The organism is Sphingobium naphthae (assembly GCF_043589935.1).
Classification (GTDB): domain Bacteria; phylum Pseudomonadota; class Alphaproteobacteria; order Sphingomonadales; family Sphingomonadaceae; genus Sphingobium; species Sphingobium naphthae_A.
This window is the reverse complement of record NZ_CP171454.1, coordinates 2990775-3012021: the sequence shown is the minus strand read 5'-3', so window position 1 is coordinate 3012021 and position 21247 is coordinate 2990775. Positions and strand designations below refer to the sequence as shown.

Below are 21247 nucleotides of genomic sequence, written 5' to 3'. Positions count from 1 at the left end.
GATCGGCCTCCCTCCGCAGAGGATATCGCATGAACGCCGAAACATTTCGCGGCGACGTCGCGATCGTGACCGGCGCAGCGAGCGGCATTGGCGCTGCAACAGCCAAAATGTTCGCTGCGCTCGGCGCCAAGGTGATCCTGACCGATATCGATCAGGTGCGAGGCGCGCAGGTCGCGACAGAGATTGGCGAAGCTGCCCGCTTCGTTGCGCACGATGTTAGTGACGGTTGCGACTGGAAAGCGGTCATCACCGTCGCGGAAGATAGTTTTGGACCTGTTTCCATACTGGTGAACAATGCCGGCGTCGCTCCTGCTCCCACCCCTCTTCAAGAGCTGAATGAGGCCGATTATCGGCGAGTGATTGAAATCAATCAACTATCCTGTTTCCTGGGCATGAAGGCGGCAGCGCCTTCCATGATTGCCAGGGGCGGCGGCGCGATCGTCAACGTGTCGTCGGTAGCCGGCCTCAAGGCGGAGCGCGGTGCTATTGCCTATACGGCAAGCAAGTTTGCGGTCACAGGGATGACCAAGGTCGCCGCGCTCGATCTTGCTCGTGATAAAATCCGGGTGAATTCGGTGCATCCGGGTCTTGTGGATACGCCCATGGTACGGCCCGAGGGCGGAGATGCCGCTTTTGCTCCGATCCTCCAATTCGCGTCGGGCTTGCCGATTCCGCGGCCAGGAATGCCCGACGAGATTGCCAATGTCATTGTGTTTCTGGCTTCGGAATCCGCGAGTTTTCTGACCGGGGGAAGCTACGCTGCGGACGGCGGATGGACTGTGTGACAAGCGTGACGTCGCCAATTTCGTCCAGGCTGGCGGGCAAGGTCGCCATGGTTACCGGCGGCGCACAAGGAATTGGCGCCGCCACCGTCCGACGCCTCATTTCCGAAGGCGCTCGGGTCGCATGCATCGACCTCGACGACAGCAGGGGTTTCGCCGAAGCGAGCGGTGGCGACATTTTTACCTTCGTCGGTGATGTCAGTGATGAGGCGATGCTTCGCGAGGCTGTCCTGGAAGTAGAGCAGCGTTGGGGCCGGCTCGATATTTTGGTGAACAACGCCGGAATAGACGGCAAGCCGGCCTTGCTCGCTGACGGAGACAGGCAGGACTTCGACCGCGTGATCGCTGTCAATCTGCGTGCACCCTGGCACGCGATGAAGTTAGTGCTCCCGGGAATGATGGCGCGCGGTGGAGGATCCATCGTGAATATCGCGTCTGCCGCAGCGCTGGTCGGGTTTGAAACCCTCTCTATATACGCGGCCTCCAAGGCCGCCGTCGTCGGCATGACTCGTTCAGCGGCACTCGAATATGGCCGCCACAAAATCCGCGTGAACGCACTTTGCCCAGGCGGCGTTCTCACTCCATTGGCGCTATCGTTCATGGACGAGGGAACGGCTGCGGATTGGGCGGACAAGCATGCGCTAAAGAGGTTTGCCGACCCCGATGAAATCGCGGCCGTCGTAGCATTTCTCGCCAGTGACGACGCATCTTTCATTACTGGAGCCGCCATACCGGTCGATGGCGGAATGACCGCCCACTAAAAGCCGACCTTCGAGAGGATAGGAGCAATGCCAACGGTTCGCGCACGCCGGATCATAAACGCACCTGTTGCCGACCTTTGGCAGGCCATCCGCGATTTCGGCGCGCATTCCCCTTGGATCGAGCATCACCCCGAAATAACGCTGGAAGGCGGCGATGGACTGACGATCGGTGTCAAGCGGCGCGTGACCTACGGTGACGGCTCATTTTTCGATGAAGTGCTCACAGGCGTGGACGATCGCAAATGGTTCCAAGAATATGATGTCATCGGGGATCTGCCCCTACCCGTTTATAACGTTGTCGGGGCCATGCAACTCTATCCTGTCGATCTCAATGGACCAACTCTGGTCGAGCGCAGACTGACCTACGACACGCCACTGCCACAAGCGGAGGCCCACGCCTTTGAAGCCAGCCGCTTCACTCTGCTCTCCGGGAGCCTCGAAATTTTAGCTGCACTTTTCGAACAGTCCTGAGGGAATTCCCGATGCAAATCCCCCCATCTCCTTATGATCTGACGCCCGGCCTTTTGACCGATATTATCGGCCAGGTCGTGCCTGGGGCCGCCGTAGCCGCCGTTACGATAGAGAAATCCCATGAATATGGCGACGGCGATGTCTCAACGTCCGCGCGCGCGACCGCTAGGTTTGAATATTCCGACCTGTCTCCTGCAGACTTGCCGCGGGATGTCATCCTGAAGTTGTCGTTCGATCCGCGCAAGAAAGGCACGGATGCCTGGTATTGCCAGTTGGACGGGTTGTTCGCGAACGAGGTAAACTTCTACAATCGGATACGGCCGGGTCTTGCCATCGAGGCGCCCGGTTCGCTCGGCGGATATTTCGACCCGAAATCCAAACGATATTTGCTGATCATGGAGGACGTAACGCGCCGTGGCGCGATCTTCCCAAGTAATCTCGACGAAGTCGGCGTCGAGAATGTGAAGCGCATCCTTGATGCGATTGCCAAGGTTCATGCGCTCCACTGGGAGAGCGATCGTTTCGCAGGAGATTTGGCTTGGGTGGAAACCCATCTGAGCGGAGGGGTTGAGAACCACATGCGGAGCGTCATTCCGCAGGAGGGGATCCGCAGTCAGCTCGAGCTTCACAAATTCAAGCGGGAATTGCTCGAACGCTTGGGCACCACGGAGCGTGAGCTGTTCGCAGGGATGTGCGCGAACAAGCAGCATCAAGCGCGCTTGCCGCAGACCTTGCTTCACGGCGACCTTCATATTGGCAATACCTACCGGATGCCGGATTTCAGCGTGGGCCTACATGACTGGCAGCTCTGCGTGAGAGGGTTCGCGCTCCACGATGTGACTTATATCATCAATACCGCCCTATCGATCGCTGAGCGGCGCGAGCATGAGCGGGCATTGCTCGACTACTATCGCGACAAGCTGATCGAGTTCGGGGTCGATTCACCGCCGGCGTCCGACGTGCTCTGGACCGAACACCGTCGCGCGGCGCTGTGGACATTGTATATCGGTTGGCTGACCTGCCCGCCCGAAAGCTACGGCTGGGAGACGATGGCCCTCGCTCTGCTCAGGGTTTCTACCGCCGTAGAGGATCACCGAACACTCTCTCTCGTCCGAGAAGCGCTGTGACCGCCTGGACAGCCAGGGGCATCCCTCGGTGACAGGACCCGCAGCTCTCGTAGTCGGCGGGAATGGCGGCATGGGCCTTTCCGTCACCCGGGCGCTACTCGCGTCAGGATATAAGGTTGGCGCTACGGTTTCCTGTACCGACGCCATCTTCGCGTTCACGAAAGCGTGTCCCGACTGTGTGGCGGTCGAAGCCGCGGACCTCGCCCGGCCCGAGGAACTCAAAATGTCCGTCGACCGGCTGATCCGCGATCTGGGATCGCTGGACGCAGTCGTCATTTGCGCGGCCGTGGCTCCCTTCGCTCCAGCCGAAACAACAGCCCTCGACGTCTTTCGTCGTACGATGGAAATCAACTGTCTCTCCAACCTCGCCGTCTACCAAGCCAGTCTTCCGGCCCTTCGGCGGACGCGGGGCCGCCTGATACTGACAGGATCATGGTCGGGCGTCGTCGCCACGCCCATGATGGCGAGCTATGTCGCTTCTAAATTCGCGCTTGAGGGTTTGGTCGACGTCATGCGCCAGGAGGCTGGCGCTTGGGGCGTCGAGGTGATTCTAGTTCAGCCAGGCGCGCTCGATACCCAGATGATGCGACGCAGCCAGGCGTCGCTCGCAAAGGTGATCGCTGAATTACCTGCAGACGAGGCAGCCTCGTACGGTCGGCTTTATAGACAGATGAAATACAGGGCGGACGAAGGACTAGCAGCCCAGAAATACACTTCGCCTGATACCGTCGCCTCCGTCGTCGTTCACGCCTTGAACGCGGAAAGGCCGGAGACGCGCTATCCGGTGGGCAGTGACGCGGAATATATGTGTGAAATGGCCCGTTCCCGAACGGACCGGGAAATCGACGCCTTCATACTCGACATGTACCGGACCGCGCCGCTCGATGCGGACGAGAAATCCGCGGATCCAAGCGCAAAGGCGCCGCGCGAGGAAGGCGCATGATTTCTCGACCGCGCCTCACCGTTTCAGAGATCGACCACATCATGGCAGCCGCGCGGATCGCCGCGCAGGCGGATGGGCTCGCTGTGACGATCTGCATCGTCGATGACGGCGGTCATCTGTTGCGCCTGGATCGGCTTGATAACGCGCCTCTCATTTCGCTGCGCGTGGCCGAGGGCAAAGCGCGCACGGCTGTCGAGCTGAACATGTCCACCGCGACGCTAGAGCAGGCCGTCAGCGATATGCCCTCCATGATCGCGATCGCCGGCCTCCATCCTTATCGTGGCGGCATCCCCCTTCACCATGAGGGTCACTGCGTCGGCGCAATTGGCGTATCCGGCGCGCTGCCTGAGCAGGATGAGCATGTCGCGCTGAGCGGTGCGCACGCACTTGCGACCTGATTGCCGCCCCTGTCCCGGTGCTCGGTGACAGGCCGCAGGCGGCTCGTCTGCTAGGACGAATCCAGCAAACTTTTGAATGCCGTCTTGGGCGACTTCGCAAGAGAGTCGGAGCCGGGGGCAGTGGAGCGGGACTATGGAAATCACGGAAGACGATCTGGGCACCTACGCATCGGGCGAAGTGCAGCGCTGCCCTTTCCCGTTCCTCAATCGGCTGCTGGACGAAGCACCCGTTTATCGTGATCCCGGCACCGGAATGTACATCGTGAGCCGCTATGACGACATTCATTATGTCAACAGCCATCCGGAGATATTTTCCAGCAAAACGCCGATCATGATCAACCGTCAGACGTCGGTGTCGGAGGAAGTCGCCAAGCGCTACCGTGAACGTGGTTGGCCCGAGGAACATGTACTGGCCTTTGCCGATCCGCCGGAACATGGTTTGCACCGCGCCCTGGTCGATAAGGTCTTTACTCCGAGCTATGTCAAAAAGCTGGAGCCTTATGCGCTACGGCTAGTGGATGAACTGATCGACGGTTTCATCGAGCAAGGCGAAACCGATCTCGGATCGGGCTTCGCCGTCCACCTGCCGATGTATATCATTTCCGACCAGCTCGGCGTGGCGCGCGAAGATTATGAGCAGTTCAAGCTCTGGTCGACAGCGTGGGTCGATCGCAATGATCCCAATTGCCCTCCCGAGCGCGAACTCATGCTGACCGATCGGATGATCGATATGCAGAACTATCTCGCTGCACGCGCGCGTGAGTATGAGGTCGAGCCCAACGACAATATGTTGAGTCGGCTCGTCCATGCAGAGGTTAATGGCGCAAAGCTGACGATGGGCCAGCTGCTGATGATCGCGCAGCTCATCCTTGTCGCGGGCAACGAGACCACGACGACCGGCATTACAAGTGCCATGTACATGATCCTGAGCGATCCGGCGTTGAAGGCACGGCTCCTTGCCGACCCTGCAATGGTTCCCGCCGTCATCGAAGAAATGCTGCGCGCACACGCCCCGGTGCCGCACCAATATCGCTACACGACACAGGACACCGAGCTCCAGGGCGTGTCGATCCCCAAGGAATCCGTGGTGCAGGTCAGTTATCTTGCGGGAAATTACGACAAGGCCAAATGGGAGTGCCCGGAGAAGATCGACATCGATCGCAAGGGCGTTCGCAACCATCTTGCGTTCGGCAGAGGCATCCATTTCTGTGTCGGCAATCAGCTTGCTCGCATGGAAATGCGCGTCGCGATAACTCGGCTGCTGGAGCGACTGCAGAACATCCAAATCTCGGATAAGCATCCGGCGCCAAAGTTCATGGAGCACTTTCAGATCCATGCTCTGGAAAGCCTCAACGTGACGTTCACACCCGGATCGCGGATTGCCGGTTAATGCCCGCGACAAGCACACCGCTCGGCGTCGGCATTGTCGGATTGAGCGCCAAGGGGGGCTGGGCCGCTATATCCCATCTCGCGGCGCTCCGTGCCATGCCGGACCGGTTCGTCATCAAAGGGCTGTCCGCATCGACGGCGGATAGCGCAAAGGCGGCCGGGGAGGCTTATGGCATCGGCTTCGCCTCTGCCGACCCTGCTGAACTCGTGGCCAGACCGGATGTGGACCTGATGGTTGTGACCGTCAAAGTGCCGCACCATGCGGAGTTGGTCGCCCACGCTCTCGGGCGGGGCAAAGCCGTCTATTGCGAATGGCCGCTTGGGAAGGATTTGGAGCAGGCCGGCGCGATGGCGGCCGGCGCCCAGACGCGGGGCGTTCCGGCGTTCGCCGGCTTGCAGGGGAGGAGCGCACCGGCCCTTCGCTACCTGCGCGATCTGATCGGCCAAGGCTATGTCGGCGAGGTGATTTCGTCCAATGTCATCGGCTCGGGCGGCTTCCCCTGGGGCGGCGCCAGCATGGCCAACATGGCTTATGTGCTCGACGATACCACGGGTGCGACGATGCTGAGCATCCCGTTCGGTCATATGATCGATCTGTTCACCTGGGTTCTCGGCGACTTTTCTCGTCTGCATGCAAGTTTGGCGACAGGTTATCGCTCGGTCGATCTCATTGATGGCGAAGGTGCCGTCGAGGCGACCGCTCCGGATCAGGTTGTTGTCGGCGGCACCCTCGACGGTGGTGCGGTCGTTGCGCTCCAATATCGCGGAGGGGACGCGCCAGCGGGTGCCTTCCGCTGGGAGATCAACGGTCGTAAGGGTGATCTGATTGTAGAGGGCGACACCGGTCACCTTCAATATGGCCATGTGCGGATACAGGGGCGCCGGGGCGGCGAAGCTCTCGGCCCTCTTTCCGTTCCGACTGCATACCGACTGGTTGGCACTGATCCGACGGGATATTCCGATGCCGTCGCGCACGCATACCGCGCGGTCCATGAGGATCTCGTCGCGGGCTTCTCGACCGCTCCCACCTTTGCCGACGCCTTCCAAACACACCGTCTGCTCGATCGCATCGAACGTGCGGCAGACTGGAACCGGAGAAGCAGCCAATGATGACGATTGAAGAGATGCAGGAGAAGCTGACCTATCTCATGGATCGGCAGGAGATTCTGGATGTCGTGAACCGCTACTGCCGAGGCGTCGACCGTCTCGACAAGGAGATGGTGCTGTCCGCCTATCATGAGGATGCGATCGACGATCACAGCATGTTTGTGGGATCGCCGGACGAATTCTGGACTTGGGTAAGCAAGATGCACTCGGAAAACCATAGTGCGACCCAGCATATGATCGGTAATCACCTTGCCTGGATCGACGGCGACGTCGCTCATTGCGAGACCTACCTGTCTTATTCGGGAATGAACAAGACCGGCGCCCCGTTCAGCGCCATTGGCGGTCGTTACATTGACCGCATGGAAAAGCGGGATGGCAAATGGGGCATCGTCGCGCGCGAATATATCGTGGACTGGGTTGCGCCCTCCATCAACACGATCGAAGGCTCGAAAACGGCGGAGGGCGGTCCGAATTATGACTGCCTGCAACCATTCGAGTTCAAGGTGGCTGAAACTGCCCCGCAGCCTAGCCGCAACGAACTCGACCCCTCTTATCGGCGGCCCCTCAACGTCGATCCGGCGCGGGTGGGCAATTACAAGCAGTTGAGCGGCGCCGCGAAAGACGCGGTGGACGCATGAGTTATGAGCAGGAGGGCGCGGGTGGCGTGCTGTCGGGCATCCGAGTGCTGGAAATCGGCCATTTCGTAGCCGCGCCTTTCTGTACGCGCTTGCTCGGGGATCTGGGCGCCGATGTCATCAAAATCGAGCCGCCTCAAGGTGATCCCGTGCGGCAATGGGGCGCTCAGATCGATGGACGTTCCTTATGGTGGTCGGTTCATGGACGCAACAAACGCAGCGTCGCGCTCGACCTCAAAGCGCCGGCGGGCCGGGATGTTCTGCTCGACCTCGTCGAGCATTGCGACGTCGTGGTGGAGAATTTTCGTCCGGGCCAGCTCGCCAAGATGGGACTGGCGCCAGAGGTGCTGCGACAGCGACAGCCGAACCTGATCGTCGCCCATGTCTCGGGCTATGGCCAAAGTGGACCGGGACGTAATCAGGCCGCCTTTGGTGTGATCGGCGAGGCGATCGGAGGCATCCGGCACCTGACCAACCATCCGCCAGGAACCTACGATCTTCCTCCTGTCCGCGTAGGCGTCAGCGTCGGAGATTCGTTGGCGGGGCTGTACGCCGCCTTCGGCATCGTCTCGGCCCTTTGGCGACGGGAGAGATTTGGCTCCGATCTGCGCTTCCAGACTGTCGACGTCGCTCTGACAGAGAGTGTGCTCAGTCTGATGGAAGGCATGCTTCCAGAGTTCGGTGCGTTGGGCAAAGTCAAGCAGCCGACGGGAGGAGCAATTGCCACTGCCGCCCCGTCCAACGCCTATCCGACCGCCGATGGGCAGTGGATTCTTATAGCCGCCAACTCCGAGCCGCTTTTCGCCAAATTGCTTGGTCTCATGGCCCGAACCGACCTGCTTGACGATCCGCGCTTCCAAGGGAACGCCCAGCGCGTTCAAAACGCGCGCGAGCTTGATGCGTTAATAGAGCATTGGAGCCGTCGTCATCCCGCGGAGGCTCTCTCGGAGATGCTTGCTGATGCCGACATCCCCGCTTCGAAAGTATACACGGCCGAGGATATTGCGCGCGACCCTCAATATCGTGCACGCGGCATGGTACGCGAAGTGAACGATCCCCTGCTCGGCACCGTCCTTCATCCGGGTATCGTGCCCCATTTCCCGGACGGTGCCGGCCAGGTGCGCAACACCGGGCCCGACATCGGCGCAGATAGCCGTTCCATTGCAAGGGAATTGCTCGGCTATGATGAGTCCCGCCTTCTCGAACTCGAGCGTGCTGGAGTGTTGAAATGAGCGCCGCGTCCGTATCGATTGTAGAGGTCGGACCCAGAGATGGCTTCCAGCCGATCAACCAATTCATTCCGACCGAACAGAAGGCGGGCTTGATCGACCTGCTTTACGATGCCGGGATTCGGCGGATGGAAGCGACGGCGTTTGTCAGCCCACGGGCGGTCCCGCAAATGGCGGATGCGCCTGAATTGCTGGCCTATTGTGCGACCAAGCCTGGGCTGGACGTACAAGTCCTCGTACCAAGTCAGCGCCAGGCCGAACGCGCGCTTGCGGCGGACGCACGGCATCTTGCCTTCGTTCTTTCTGTCTCCCCCAAGCATAATCAGAGCAACGTGCTACGAACGCCCCGAGAGTCGGTCGAGGATTTCAGAGCCATCGTGGCACTGCTTCCTGAGGGCACGCGAATTCGTCTGAACCTCGCGACGTCGTTCGATTGCCCATTCGACGGTCCCGTCGATCCGGTCGCGACCCTGGATATCATTGGGGCTCTCGCTGCGGTTTCAGCCGAGGCTGAATTCTGCCTGTGCGATACCACTGGCCGCGTCACCCCCGACAAGGTCGGCGATCTGTTTCAGAGGGCAAGGCGACTCTTCCCACAAATCCGTCAATGGGCTTTTCATGGTCATGATACCTATGGCCTCGGCGTCGCAAACGCGCTCGCCGCCTTCAATGCCGGTGTGGCTGTGATCGACTCATCCTTTGGCGGCCTTGGCGGTTGTCCGTTCGCCCCGGGGGCTACCGGAAATGTCGCGACCGAGGATTTGGTCTGGACCTTCGGCAAGATGGGCATCTCTACAGGGATCGATCTTTCCCGGCTGCTGGAGGCAGCAGGCAGCGCCGCAACGCTGCCTGGCGCGTGTGTGGGAGGGCGGGTTCGAGATGCGTTGACCGCGCAGGCGCGGCGGGAGGAGACGGCATGACGGGCAAGCCACGCACGCTGTTCGAGAAGATTTGGGATGCTCACGCGATCCTCGAACTCGATGATGGGTCATGGCTTCTTCAGATCGACCGTCATCTGGTGAATGAGGTCACCAGTCCGCAGGCGTTCGAAGGGTTGCGCATTGCGGGCAGACGGCTACCGCACCCCGAGCTGACGATCGCGGTCGCAGATCATAATGTGCCGACGGAAGATCGTGATCGGCCGATCAGCGATGCCGACAGCAGAATCCAGGTCGAGACCCTCGAACGCAACGTGGCTGAATTCGGGGTTCCCTATGTTCCTCTGCGCAGCGAGGCGCAGGGCATCGTGCATGTCATTGGCCCGGAACTCGGCCTGACGCTTCCCGGCATGACGATCGTCTGCGGGGATAGTCACACCTCAACCCATGGCGCCTTTGGCGCCTTGGCCTTCGGCATCGGGACGTCGGAGGTAGAGCATGTCCTTGCAACCCAGACCTTGCGGCAAAAGCCGGCGCGCACTCTGCGTGTACAGGTGGAAAATAGCCTTCCAGCCGGCGTGACGGCGAAGGATCTCGTCCTTCATATCATCGGGAAGCTGGGGACCGCCGGTGGAAACGGTCATGTCATCGAATATGCCGGCGAGGCGATCACGGATCTCGACATGGCGGGAAGGATGACGGTCTGCAACATGTCGATTGAGGCCGGCGCGCGTGCGGGTCTGATTGCCCCAGACAGCAAGACTTTTGCTTATCTGAAAGACAGGCCCGGTGTTCCGACGGGGGCGGCTTACGAGCGGGCGATCGATCGCTGGCGCTGCCTATGTTCTGATCCTGGGGCGAAATTTGACCGCGAGATCGTCGTGGATGCCAGGGAGGTCGTTCCGATGGTGACATGGGGAACCAGTCCGGAAGCCGTGATCCGCGTCGACGAGACGATACCCCTGGTGGAGGCCTTGCCTTCTCAGCGTCAGGATCAGGCGCACGCCATGCTGGATTATATGGGCCTGCGGCAGGGGCAAGCGATCATGGGTGTGCCGATTGATGTCGTCTTCATCGGCAGCTGCACGAATGGCCGGATCGAGGACTTACGCAGTGCCGCAGCGATTGCTGCCGGCCGTCATGTTGCTGACGGCGTGCGCGCACTGGTTGTGCCCGGATCAGGCAGCGTGAAGCGCCAGGCGGAAGAGGAAGGGCTCGCCGACATATTCCGCAATGCCGGATTTGAATGGCGAGAAGCGGGCTGTTCGATGTGCCTGGGCATGAACCCCGATCGTTTGTCGCCCGGACAACGCTGCGCCTCCACTTCCAATCGCAATTTCGAAGGACGTCAGGGGCCTGGGGGAAGGACGCACCTGATGTCGCCGGCTATGGCAGCAGCGGCAGCCGTCGCGGGGGCGATCGTAGATGTCAGGACCTATTCGTAATGCGGAAATTCACTGAACTGGAGGCATTCGCCGCGCCCTTGCCGCTGGACAACATCGATACCGACAAGATTCTGCCGGGCGAATTTCTCAAGACGGTCAGCCGGGCCGGTCTTGGCGGCGCACTATTCGCTCGGATGCGTTATCACGATGGCGGAGCCGAAAATCCGGCATTCATTCTCAATCAGGAACCCTGGCGGAGCGCTGGCATTCTGATTGCAGGCCACAATTTTGGCTGCGGCTCAAGTCGAGAGCATGCGCCATGGGCGTTGATCGATTTCGGCATTAGCGCGATCATCGCAAAAAGCTTCGCAGACATTTTTTACAATAACTGCTTCAAGAACGGGATTCTGCCGATCGTCCTTGATCCCGAGGACCATGATCTCCTTCTTCGCCTGGTCGGCAACTCCGCCACCGCCCTCGTAAAGATCGACCTCGTAAGCCAGCAAATCGCGATCGCTGGCGCGCTCACTTTCGCTTTCGATATCGAGGCTGGCCGCAAGGCGGCGCTTATTGAGGGGCGAGACGAGATTGGCGAAACGCTGCGCCATTGGGAGCAAATTGAAGCGTGGAGGCGGACGAGTGCTTCTGGTGTACCGATACCCGCGATCGCTCTCAGTGGTGGGCTCGCGCGTTAGTCCCGCAAATTGGGGACAGCGGCTCACTAGGCATTTTGGTATCAACGATTCATTCCCACTCAGAGAGGATTTCCCATGGCTATGACTGCCGACACGGCGGTTGCGGATTCAATGGCACGGCTCACTCCGCTCATGCTTAACCATGCGGCCTGGGTGACCCATGACGTTGAGGCGACGGCCGACTTCTACATGAACATCATGGGCATGGAGCTGGCCAGCACCGTCATCGATGACACGATCCCCTCGACCGGCGATCCCTTCCCCTATTTTCACATTTTCTTCCGGATGAAGGATGGATCGACGATCGCCTTCTTCGAGGCGCCCGGGCTTCCGCCGCGTCCTGCCGTTTCGCATCCCGCTTATGACATATTCGATCATATCGCCTTGCAGGCAGAGACGCGGGATGAGGTCGATCAGTGGCACCAATGGCTCACGGACAAGGGCATAGACGTCGTCGGCCCCACTGACCATGGCGGGTTGATCTACAGCATTTATTTCCGCGATCCCAACGACATTCGGCTTGAGATCACCTACCCGACCGACCCCGAGTGGAACCGTCATTCCGCCAAGGGACATGCCGATCTGACGATGTGGAACGAGGGGAAGAAGCGCGCTGTCGCGGCGGGACGCGATGTCAGCGAAGCGATGACGGAACTGATAGCCGCCCGCCGTCAGATGCGTTGATTTCGGCGCTCACAGCGCACAGCCGCATTGATGCCGGCGTCCCATAAGGGCGTCGGCATTTTGCTATCGAGCGGATGCTATCTTGTCTGGCTTCCAGGACAGCTGCGCGGGCTCGCGGGTGGCACGATCCTGCCAATGACTCCACAGGTCCAAATACCAGAGCAGCAATTCGCGCTGGGTTGCGATTTCCAAGCGATGATAGGTTCGCTTCCGGTAGGTCATCACGGTTTCTTCGCTGATATTGAGTTCGAGCGAAATGCCGACGGAGGACATGCCATAGATGATCCTGCTGCAGACTTCTGCCTCTCGCCGCGGCAATGACGAAGCGCATGCTGCGATGCAGGTCTCGATCTCCTCAAGCGACGTAAGGGCCACCGAAACATTGGGTCCGTCCCATGTGATACTGATGTGCTTCGCCAGGAGGGCAAAGATCGTGCCCGCGATCGACTGGACACCGTTGATGTCCGAGGTGGTGAACGGCCCTGCATGCGAGGACCGCAACACGCTGAGCCCCACGATATCATCCCCCCACCGGGAGCAAATCAGGAGCCTGTCGCTGATATCCGGCTGACCGTACACGATGTCTCGCAGGACGTCGTCGGTGAGATGGGCAATGTCGGTCCGGACGAATGCCTCATCCTCGGACGTCAGCCGGAGCTTGGCTTCCGTGAGCGTCGGATCGCGGCGCCATAGTCCCTCCTTGAGATAGACGCCGACCTGCCGATGGGCGGTATCCGATCCATCCATGCTCGCTGCTGTCACTTCGATGAGGTTGTCGGCCGTCAGGTGAAAAACCGTGGCGTGTTCGGCGCCGCACGTATCATTAAGCAGCGTCAGCAATTGTACGCCGAACTGCTTTTGCCCGATCGACATGATCAACGCGGGGAAATTCGCAGCGAGCTTGTGAAGTGCCGACTCCGGCAAGGCGGTCCAAAAAGGCATAGTCTCTCCACGGAGCCATGCCGATTTCTGCCAATCCGTCCCGCGCAACAGGGACACGAGCGCGCGTGGCTTCCTGCTACAGTCTAGCAATCGACACATGGAATCACAAGGTCGAAGGGCGGCCAGAGCGGGGAGGCACGGTTTTTGCATGGCGCATGACATCACGTTTGAATGGGTCCACATCCATTATGATGAGACGCAGAGCTTCACGGAGACTTACGGTTTCGCAGGCAATCAAGGCGCCGTGAATCTTGAGGGCATCCTCATCCGTCCCGCCGAGATTTCAAGCGAAACCCTGCAAATCTACATGCACCCGGCTTCGACTCTGCAGCTTCTCCCCGTACCGAGGGAGGCGGCCCGTCGCGGTGCGCACGTCTTGTGCGCCGGCAGCCGCTATGCCCGCAACGACACCGCCTGCATCTTGGAGAACGTCCTTCTCGATTTGGGCGCCTACATCCGCCACGCCAAATCCGTGTGGGGTTATAAGCATGTAGTCCTGGTCGGCTGGAGCGGCGGAGGGTCGCTGTCGCTGTTCTACCAGTCGCAGGCCGAGGCCCCGACGATCACCCACACACCCGCAGGCGACCCGCTCGATCTGACAAAGGCTGGCCTGATTCCGGCTGACGCCGTGGTGTTTCAGGCTGCGCACAGCTCGCGGGCCAAGCTCTTGCTCGATATCATCGATCCCTCTGTCATCGATGAACGCGATCCGGATGTGCGGGATCTGGCGCTCGATATCTATGCAGGACCCTCGCAGCCACCCTATTCCACGGCATTCATCGATCAGTATCGCGCAGCGCAATTGGCGCGCGTGCGGCGGATTACCAGTTGGGTGAAGGACACGCTCGAACGTCTGCGGACGGTGGGTGGCGCGGAAAAGGAGCGAGGATTCGTAACGCATCGCACACTGGCGGATCCTCGTTTCCTTGATGCAGCCCTCGATCCAAACGATCGGCCGATCGGCCGGTGCTACCTTGGGGTCCCGGAGACCGTGAACAGCGGCCCTGTGGGACTGGCGCGCTTCTCCACCCTGCGTGCATGGCTGTCGCAATGGTCGATCGATGACACCAACGCGGAGGGAGTTGCGACCGCGGCCCGAATTTCCGCGCCCCTCCTCTTCATCGAGAACTCGGCTGATGACGCCGTGCCCCAATATCATTGCAGGTCGGTCTATGAGGCCGCCGCCACGAGCGACAAGCAGCATGTCGTGATCAACGGAGCGACTCATTATTATGTTGGGCAGCCCGAACATCTCGAGCGCGCAACTTCAATCACCGAAGATTGGCTCGCCGAGCGAAAGCTTCTGGGGCGCTGAGACGCCCAAATTTCGTCAATTTCATTTGGAGTGCCAATGTGACCGCTTCGATCATAGGCTGGGGCCATACCCCGTTCGGAAAGCAACCTGAAGAAACCGTCGAGACGTTGGTCGTTGCGGCGGCAAAGGAAGCGATGGCCCATGCCGGTGTCAGCGCCGAAGATGTGGATTCAATCGTTCTTGGACACTTCAACGCTGGATTTTCGAAGCAAAATCTGACGTCCGCGCTGGTGCTCCAGGCCAATCCGCAGCTACGCTTCAAGCCGGCCGTGCGAACGGAGAATGCGTGTGCCTCCGGGTCGGCCGCTGTTTTCCAGGGCGTCAATGCCATCGAAGCCCGCCGTGCCAACATAGTCCTGGTGGTTGGCGTCGAAAAAATGACCGACTCCACATCTCCCGAGATCGCAGAAAATCTGCTTCGCGCATCCTATCTTGCCGAGGAAGGCGAAACCGAGGGCGGCTTCGCCGGTATCTTTGGCAAGATCGCGCAATCCTACTTTCAGAAATATGGCGACCAGAGCGACGCTTTGGCGAGGATTGCCGCCAAGAACCACAGAAATGGCGTCAGTAACCCCTGGGCACAGATGCGCAAAGATCTGGGCTATGAATTCTGTCGCACCGAGAGCGAACGCAATCCCTTTGTGGCAGGGCCGCTTAAGCGAACCGACTGTTCCCTTGTCTCGGATGGTGCTGCCGCCATCGTTTTGGCCGCACCGGATATAGCTGCCGAGGCGCAGAGGGCCGTTCGCTTTCGTGGCCGGGGGCATGTGCAGGATTTCCTGCCAATGTCGCGCCGCGACATCACCCGCTTCGAGGGCTGCACGCAAGCCTGGCAGCGGGCGTTTGAGGAGGCGAACATCACGCTCGATGATCTCTCGCTTGTCGAGACCCATGATTGCTTCACTATCGCCGAACTGATCGAATATGAGGCAATGGGCCTCGTTCCCAGCGGTGAAGGCGCGCGGGCTGCCTTGGAAGGCTGGACGGAGATCGGCGGACGTCTCCCCGTCAACGCTTCGGGGGGTCTTAAGGCCAAAGGGCATCCGATTGGGGCCACAGGCGTGTCGATGCATGCCCTTTGCGCGATGCAGCTATGCGGCGAAGCGCCCGGAGACATGCAGGTTCCTGGTGCCGAACTCGCCGGCGTCTTCAACATGGGTGGCGCTGCGGTCGCCAATTACGCCAGCGTGCTCGAGCGGGTGCGCTGACAGCTCGATCTTGCCCAATAGCATAACAAATTCAGGAGAGATGACATGGCGGCGCGTTTTGACGGCAAGACAGTACTGATTACGGGTGCCGGAAGCGGGATCGGTCAGGAAAGCGCCTTGGCCTTTGCCGAGGCTGGCGCCGTGGTGGTCGGCATCGACCGTTCGCTAGATGGCTTGGCCCGGACCGCAGAGATGCTCCGCGCCGCCGGCGCTCGTTTCGAGGCGATTGAGGCCGATGTCGCAAACGAGGGCTCAGTGTCGGCTGCCGTCGAAGCTGCGAAGGCTGTAACCGGCCGGATCGATTGTGCCTTCAATAATGCGGGCATTACCCAATCGTCGACTCTCGCCGCCGATCTGACATTCGAAGAGTGGGATCGGGTGATGCGGATCAACGTCACTGGCGTGTGGCTTTGCATGCGCGCCGAAATCAAACTCATGCAGACCCAAGGCGGTGGAGCGATCACGAACACCGCGTCGTTCCTCAGCCATCACAGCATGCCGATGCAGACCGCCTATGCCGCGAGCAAGGCGGCCGTAGTGGGACTCACGAAGAATGCGGCAATCGAATACGCGACCGCGGGCATTCGGATCAATGCGGTTGCGCCTGGCGGCATTCCCACAGGTATGATGGCACAGAGCTTGTCGGGCCTCGAACATGAACAGGCGGAAGCCGCGCGGCACGCCATTGCCGAGATGCACCCCATGAAGCGGCTCGGCCGGCCCCGTGAAATCGCGCAGGCCGTGATGTTCTTGAGCTCCGACGAAGCAGAGTTCGTAACCGGAGTTTGCCTGCCGATCGATGGCGGTTGGTCCGCACTATAGCGGGATCGGACGTCGTCTCCGATTGGTCCCCAGCATCGGTGACATACACGGCGGCGCTCTCGCCGTAGTTTCCTTCACGAAAGTTTCAAGCGGTGGATGCGTCGGCCAACGGCCCCGCACTTCCCCAATGGGAGAGTATGAAAATGGACACCGAGCCACAGGCGCCCCAGTCCAAGTGCCCGGTTTCGCGTGTGACGATCGACACGCTTGACACCATGCAGACAGTCCTTCGCTCCAAGGCGGTCGAGGAAAATGCGGACGTGTCGGCCGACAATTATGTTTGCCCAAGCGCCCTGGCCGAAATCAACGTACGCGAGTTTCAGCAAGGCAACCTCGCCATGAGCAATGGCGACGTTCACCGCCAGCGGAGGCGCCTGCTCAATTCGCTCGTGCGACCCGAACAGCTCGTCCGCTTTCGCGAGGATATCATCCTACCGTCAGTTGACCGATGGATGGGGCGAGCGGTCAAGCGCAACGAGCAAGGGGCGTTCGGCTGCGATCTGGCCGGGGTGGTCGAACTCATTTTTCTGGAGTTCGCGGCGAAGATCATCGGCATCGAGGGCGTGGAGTCCGAGGAAGGAATGGCCCGTCTTCGCGGGTGCGCTCTGCCGATCTTCGGTGGCCTGAGCGCAGCGCATTTCGAAGATCGCGAAGGCGTCACGAACGCGGGCATCGAAGCCAAGAAGGTCTTCGTCGAGGAGTTCTATCGGCCGTCACTGGAACACACGCGCAAGCAGTTGCAAAGGCTCGCGGCCGGCGAACTGACAGAAGGTGACGTGCCGCTCAATCTTCTGCAGATGATCGCGACGCAGGCCCATGAGACCTACGCGGATGAGGATGTCGGCATCAAGGAGGCCATCCTGTTCTTCGTCGCGACGACGGGAACCAGTGTTCAGGCAGTGCTCTCGACCGTCGAATATCTGCTCGACTGGTTCGAGAAATATCCCGCCGATCGGGCCTGCATCGAAGACATGGAATTCGTCAGCAACGCGCTGCAGGAGGCTTTGCGTTTGCGAGCCCCCTTCGTCCCTTTCCTCACCCGTCTGGCGGTCGATGACCTCGACGCCGGCGATGTTCAGCTGAAGGCAGGTGATGAAGTCCAGGCATGGGTGGCACGAGCCGGACGAGATCGCGCGATCTTTGGCGATGACGCCAATGAATTCAATCCGCGGCGGGAGATTCCTGAAGGTATCAGCCGGTACGGTCTGGCCTTTGCGACCGGCGCCCATCAATGCCTCGGCTTGCGTGCCGTGCTCGGCAACGATGGCAAAAGCGGCAGCCATCTGAAGCTCGTCCAGGGTCTGTTCCGGGCAGGCATCAGGCGCGATCCAAAGCTTCAGGCACAGACCCTGCCGCTCAAGGCCTCCAACGATCCAAGGGACCAGATCCCCACATACATCTCCTTCCCCGTTATTCTCGACAACTGGAGCGCGCGCGCATGAACAAGGTGGAAATCCTCAAAGTCAGTGACCTTCCGCCCGGCGAGATGCGTAAGGTCGAAGTCGGCGGTCGCACGCTCTGTGTCGCGCATATCGAGGACCACGGATTCCGGGCGATCGATGATCGATGCACCCATGAGGATGAGTCTCTCAGCGAGGGTTGGATCTGCGGAGACAGCGTCGAGTGCCCTGCGCATAGTTCCCGCTTCAGCTTCCTGACGGGCGAGGTGACCGGCGTGCCCGCCTGGATACCCGTCAAGGTCTATGACGTCGAGGTCGAGAACGACACGATTTATGTGACGTTCGACGATGTCGAGGCGGCGTCCGCGTGATCTGCGGCCGCACCCTTTTGGCCGGAGGGCGCCCACAGTGATGCTCAGCGAAACAGCTTTCGAGCCGCTTCGGGGTCAAGGCGACGCTCTTGGGGAGCCCGACATCGTGCATGCCACCGGCGGGGATCAGAGCGATGGCAGCGTGTCCTCGGGCTATGTGACGGTCTTGTTCGCGACCGAAACTGGGGCCAGCGAGGACATCGCAAAAGCGCTCGGCAAGGCGATCGACCAGAACGGGTTGACGTCGCGCGTCACGGATATGGCTGACGCGGACATCTCCGAACTAGCGGAAACTGAGATCGCGCTGTTCGTCGCCAGCACGACGGGTGATGGCGATGCGCCATATGCCGCAGAGAGTTTCTTTGCCGCGCTCGGTGCCGCTGAAGCCGGGTCGCTCGGACATCTGCGCTATGCCGTGCTGGCTCTCGGCGATTCGACTTATGAGCACTTTTGCGCGGCGGGGCGTCGCCTCGACAATTCCCTGGCGGCGCTGGGCGCGCAACGGATTCTGGACCGGATAGATTGCGACATCGACTATGAGGAACCGGCTGCCGAGTGGCGCACGGCGGTTCTCCAGGCGATCGTGCAGAAGCCTGTGGCGTTTCAGGATGCTCTCGGCCCCGGCGGGCCGGCGGCAGCGCGACACGAGAAATATCGGTTGATCGACGGCGTCATCATCGACAGCCGCGTTCTGACGGGCCAAGGTTCCACCAAGGCGACGCGGCATCTGGCCCTTGAGTTGCCTGAGCTGGCCGACGCTGCGTATGAACCCGGCGACGCACTAGGCGTCATCGTCGAGAACGATCCGGCGCTGATCAACGCGGTCCTTGAAGCGGGTCAGCTCGACGCCAACGCGATCGTCACGCTCAAGGGGGAGTCCCTTGCGCTTGATGAAGCGCTCCGCCTTTATCTAGACATTGCCGCAGTGACGCCGCGCTTTCTGCAAGCCTGGGGCGCGGTATCGCACAATGATATGCTGGCCGGCATCGCGCTCGCCTCGGATGCCGGCGAACGAACCGCACTGATGCGCGATCATCATATCGTCGATATCATGCGGAGATACCCCGCCGGCACCCTCGACGCTCAGACCTTTGTCGATATGCTGCGGCCTTTGCAGCCCCGGCTCTATTCGATCGCATCCAGTCTCAAGGCGTCGCCTCGGCAGGTGCATCTGACCGTCGCTCCCGTTTCCTATTTCCTCTGGGACGAGCAGCGCCGCGGCATCGCAACGGGGCAGCTTTGCGAACGGACCCCGATCGGCGCTCGGCTTCAGGTCTATGTGCATTCCAACGCACATTTTCGGCTGCCGGCGGCGGGCGTCCCCATCATCATGATCGGCGCCGGCACCGGCGTCGCGCCCTATCGCGGTTTTCTGCAGGAGCGCGCCGCGCAGGGTGACGCTGGGCGGGCCTGGCTTTTCTTTGGCGAGCGCAATCGCTCGACGGATTTCCTGTACGAGGAAGAGCTGAATGCGTTTCTTCGATCGGGCGTCCTGACGCGGCTCGATACGGCTTTCTCCCGCGACGAGACGAACAAGGTCTACGTTCAGCACCGGCTGCTGGAGCAAACCGGCGAACTCTGCCGGTGGATCGCCGACGGGGCTCACATCTTTGTCTGCGGCGATGCCGCGAACATGGCGCCGGACGTTCATCGTGCCCTGATCTCCGTCATACAAACCGGCATGGGGCTTACCGGGTCAGCGGCCGAGACATTCCTTGGAACATTGCAGAGTGAGGGTCGGTACCAGCGGGATGTGTACTGAACTGTAACGAAGAGGCGGACGATCAAGTCCGCCAGGCGGATGCTTTAGTATTTGGAGGTTGTGATGTCTGTTCAATCGGCAACAAGGATTACAAAGATTCAACCGTTCGGCGTCGAGGTGGATCTCGACCTTCGGGACGAAAAGAATGACGACGAGGTCGCTCGCCTGTTCAAGGAATATGGCTATCTCGTCTTCCGCGAGCAGGAGCTGACACAGGAACAGCAGAAACGGGTCATGTCCAAGCTGGGACCCGTCTTGGAAGATTTTACCACCGTCGGCTATGTCTCGAACACGCGCAAGGATGGTCTTCTGGGTGACTCCGAAGTGTCGTTCCACCTGGATTTCCTGTACACGCCGGTACCGCTTCTGGGCATTTCCCTCCACGGCATCGAAGTGCCGTATGAAGAAACCTGGACGCGATTTGCAAGCGGCCGACTGGCGCTCGAGGCGCTTTCGCCGGCGACCAGAGAACGCCTGCGCGGTCTCAAGGGCCTTAACCTCTTTTCGGCCAGCGAAGAAGGGTTGACCGGCCGTCAGCGTATCGAGGGCTATCCCGAAAATGCTCCCCGAGCCGAACACCCCCTCATTCATCGTGATCCGATCACGGGCCAGGAGGTGCTTTACGCGACCCAGCAGAACACGGCCCTCGTCATCGGTCTGAGCGAAGCCGAGAGCGAAGACCTGCTCGCCGAACTGCATGCGCACCTCTACGCGGACTCGAACATCTACGAGCATCGCTGGCGCAACGGCGACATCGTGATCTGGGCGAACCAGGCCCATCATCATGCTCGCGGTGGGCTGGTCCCGGGCAAAACCCGTACCCTCCAGCGTGTTTGCATCACCGACGGTGTGGCGGAAGACTATCGGCCGCCCATCCCTGACGATCGCCTGCCCGAGCACATGCGCAAGTGAGGCGTCTCTGGCGTCGGTGATGAGGAGCACA

Annotated in this window: 22 protein-coding genes; 21 read left to right on the top strand and 1 reads right to left on the bottom strand. The window is 60.5% G+C overall.

Going from position 1 to position 21247, the window contains the following annotated elements:
• Window positions 1–29 precede the first annotated feature (29 nt).
• From ACGGKE_RS14985 to ACGGKE_RS14920, 14 genes are all read left to right on the top strand, one after another.
• Window positions 30–785, top strand: coding sequence for an SDR family NAD(P)-dependent oxidoreductase (locus ACGGKE_RS14985; RefSeq protein ID WP_394439038.1), 756 nt, complete (start codon window positions 30–32; stop codon window positions 783–785).
• Entirely contained in the window at window positions 782–1543 is a 762-nt protein-coding gene (locus tag ACGGKE_RS14980; protein ID WP_394439037.1) for an SDR family NAD(P)-dependent oxidoreductase, read from the top strand. The genes ACGGKE_RS14985 and ACGGKE_RS14980 overlap by 4 nt, the downstream gene beginning before the upstream one ends.
• 27 nt (window positions 1544–1570) lie before the next feature.
• Window positions 1571–2014 carry an SRPBCC family protein gene (locus ACGGKE_RS14975; RefSeq protein WP_394439036.1) on the top strand — a complete coding sequence of 148 codons (444 nt, stop codon included), beginning with the start codon at window positions 1571–1573 and terminating at the stop codon, window positions 2012–2014.
• Between the two features lie 11 nt (window positions 2015–2025).
• Window positions 2026–3141, top strand: coding sequence for a phosphotransferase (locus tag ACGGKE_RS14970; RefSeq protein ID WP_394439035.1), 1116 nt, complete (start codon window positions 2026–2028; stop codon window positions 3139–3141).
• A 28-nt stretch (window positions 3142–3169) separates the two neighbouring features.
• Window positions 3170–4084 (top strand): SDR family NAD(P)-dependent oxidoreductase, encoded by a 915-nt coding sequence (locus tag ACGGKE_RS14965; protein WP_394439034.1) that lies wholly within the window; start codon window positions 3170–3172, stop codon window positions 4082–4084.
• Entirely contained in the window at window positions 4081–4482 is a 402-nt protein-coding gene (locus tag ACGGKE_RS14960) for a heme-binding protein (RefSeq protein WP_394439033.1), read from the top strand. The genes ACGGKE_RS14965 and ACGGKE_RS14960 overlap by 4 nt, the downstream gene beginning before the upstream one ends.
• A gap of 133 nt (window positions 4483–4615) precedes the next feature.
• Window positions 4616–5872 carry a cytochrome P450 gene (locus ACGGKE_RS14955; protein WP_394439032.1) on the top strand — a complete coding sequence of 419 codons (1257 nt, stop codon included), beginning with the start codon at window positions 4616–4618 and terminating at the stop codon, window positions 5870–5872.
• Window positions 5872–6981, top strand: a complete 1110-nt coding sequence (locus ACGGKE_RS14950; RefSeq protein WP_394439031.1) for a Gfo/Idh/MocA family protein — start codon at window positions 5872–5874, stop codon at window positions 6979–6981. Before ACGGKE_RS14955 ends, ACGGKE_RS14950 begins: the two co-directional genes overlap by 1 nt.
• Window positions 6978–7616 carry a nuclear transport factor 2 family protein gene (locus tag ACGGKE_RS14945; RefSeq protein WP_394439030.1) on the top strand — a complete coding sequence of 213 codons (639 nt, stop codon included), beginning with the start codon at window positions 6978–6980 and terminating at the stop codon, window positions 7614–7616. Before ACGGKE_RS14950 ends, ACGGKE_RS14945 begins: the two co-directional genes overlap by 4 nt.
• Window positions 7613–8845: a CaiB/BaiF CoA transferase family protein gene (locus ACGGKE_RS14940; RefSeq protein ID WP_394439029.1), complete on the top strand. Its 1233-nt coding sequence runs from the start codon at window positions 7613–7615 to the stop codon at window positions 8843–8845. The genes ACGGKE_RS14945 and ACGGKE_RS14940 overlap by 4 nt, the downstream gene beginning before the upstream one ends.
• Window positions 8842–9762 carry a hydroxymethylglutaryl-CoA lyase gene (locus ACGGKE_RS14935; protein WP_394439028.1) on the top strand — a complete coding sequence of 307 codons (921 nt, stop codon included), beginning with the start codon at window positions 8842–8844 and terminating at the stop codon, window positions 9760–9762. Before ACGGKE_RS14940 ends, ACGGKE_RS14935 begins: the two co-directional genes overlap by 4 nt.
• The gene (gene leuC, locus ACGGKE_RS14930; RefSeq protein WP_394439027.1) at window positions 9759–11165 is read left to right on the top strand and encodes a 3-isopropylmalate dehydratase large subunit; all 1407 of its coding nucleotides are present in this window, start codon (window positions 9759–9761) and stop codon (window positions 11163–11165) included. Before ACGGKE_RS14935 ends, leuC begins: the two co-directional genes overlap by 4 nt.
• The gene (leuD, locus tag ACGGKE_RS14925; RefSeq protein WP_394439026.1) at window positions 11165–11800 is read left to right on the top strand and encodes a 3-isopropylmalate dehydratase small subunit; all 636 of its coding nucleotides are present in this window, start codon (window positions 11165–11167) and stop codon (window positions 11798–11800) included. Before leuC ends, leuD begins: the two co-directional genes overlap by 1 nt.
• A 75-nt stretch (window positions 11801–11875) precedes the next feature.
• Window positions 11876–12484: a VOC family protein gene (locus ACGGKE_RS14920; protein ID WP_394439025.1), complete on the top strand. Its 609-nt coding sequence runs from the start codon at window positions 11876–11878 to the stop codon at window positions 12482–12484.
• A 63-nt stretch (window positions 12485–12547) separates the two neighbouring features.
• Here the strand turns inward: ACGGKE_RS14920 and ACGGKE_RS14915 are convergent, their stop codons facing one another.
• The gene (locus ACGGKE_RS14915) at window positions 12548–13426 is read right to left on the bottom strand and encodes a helix-turn-helix transcriptional regulator (RefSeq protein WP_394439024.1); all 879 of its coding nucleotides are present in this window, start codon (window positions 13424–13426) and stop codon (window positions 12548–12550) included.
• A 148-nt stretch (window positions 13427–13574) separates the two neighbouring features.
• On the opposite strand from ACGGKE_RS14915, the gene ACGGKE_RS14910 reads away from it, so the two are divergent.
• The 7 genes from ACGGKE_RS14910 to ACGGKE_RS14880 all read left to right on the top strand — a co-directional run bounded on the left by ACGGKE_RS14910 (window position 13575) and on the right by ACGGKE_RS14880 (window position 21216).
• The gene (locus tag ACGGKE_RS14910) at window positions 13575–14741 is read left to right on the top strand and encodes an alpha/beta hydrolase (RefSeq protein WP_394439023.1); all 1167 of its coding nucleotides are present in this window, start codon (window positions 13575–13577) and stop codon (window positions 14739–14741) included.
• A gap of 38 nt (window positions 14742–14779) precedes the next feature.
• Complete coding sequence (locus tag ACGGKE_RS14905) at window positions 14780–15949, top strand: acetyl-CoA acetyltransferase (protein WP_394439021.1); 1170 nt, start codon at window positions 14780–14782, stop codon at window positions 15947–15949.
• Between the two features lie 45 nt (window positions 15950–15994).
• Window positions 15995–16771: an SDR family NAD(P)-dependent oxidoreductase gene (locus ACGGKE_RS14900; RefSeq protein WP_394439020.1), complete on the top strand. Its 777-nt coding sequence runs from the start codon at window positions 15995–15997 to the stop codon at window positions 16769–16771.
• Window positions 16772–16914: 143 nt separating this feature from the next.
• The gene (locus ACGGKE_RS14895) at window positions 16915–18213 is read left to right on the top strand and encodes a cytochrome P450 (RefSeq protein ID WP_394439019.1); all 1299 of its coding nucleotides are present in this window, start codon (window positions 16915–16917) and stop codon (window positions 18211–18213) included.
• Complete coding sequence (locus ACGGKE_RS14890; RefSeq protein WP_394439018.1) at window positions 18210–18542, top strand: Rieske (2Fe-2S) protein; 333 nt, start codon at window positions 18210–18212, stop codon at window positions 18540–18542. Before ACGGKE_RS14895 ends, ACGGKE_RS14890 begins: the two co-directional genes overlap by 4 nt.
• 40 nt (window positions 18543–18582) lie before the next feature.
• A complete protein-coding gene (locus ACGGKE_RS14885; RefSeq protein WP_394439017.1) occupies window positions 18583–20304 on the top strand; it encodes a sulfite reductase flavoprotein subunit alpha in 1722 nt (573 codons plus the stop codon).
• A gap of 63 nt (window positions 20305–20367) precedes the next feature.
• Window positions 20368–21216 (top strand): TauD/TfdA dioxygenase family protein, encoded by an 849-nt coding sequence (locus ACGGKE_RS14880; protein WP_394439016.1) that lies wholly within the window; start codon window positions 20368–20370, stop codon window positions 21214–21216.
• Window positions 21217–21247: the final 31 nt, after the last annotated feature.